This window comes from Bacteroides sp. 224, from assembly GCF_010500995.1.
In the GTDB taxonomy this organism is placed as follows: Bacteria; Bacteroidota; Bacteroidia; order Bacteroidales; family Bacteroidaceae; genus Bacteroides.
Window position 1 is genome coordinate 1 of record NZ_QVMK01000110.1, and the last position, 322, is coordinate 322.

Genomic DNA, 322 nt, shown 5'->3' on the forward strand with positions numbered 1-322 from the left:
CCATACCAATTCTCCTTTAGGATTACTAACTTCATCGTATGCAGTAAAGAAACCGTCGGTTTTATAACCCCATACTTCGCCCAGAGGACTACCTTTTTCTATCACAAGCTGTTATTTGATTCTGTCTCTTCTCAATGAACGAAGAAGAAATTATTTATTCCATTGGGTTTAGAAAAGCGGTGATATACAATATACCATTCATCTTTCCCTGGTATTTGGAGTACTGAATTATGTCCGGTTCCGTAAATTGGATAAAATGGACGTAAAGCTTTCTGTGATTGCTCGTGGTATATCCATAGGGGACGAATTGGAATATACGGAT

General features: G+C 37.9%; 1 pseudogene. It reads left to right on the forward strand.

Features of this window, described 5'->3' with window-relative positions:
- Positions 1-226: 226 nt before the first annotated feature.
- Positions 227-322 (forward strand): annotated as a pseudogene (locus D0T60_RS18560) (recombination protein RecR); the annotation flags it as partial.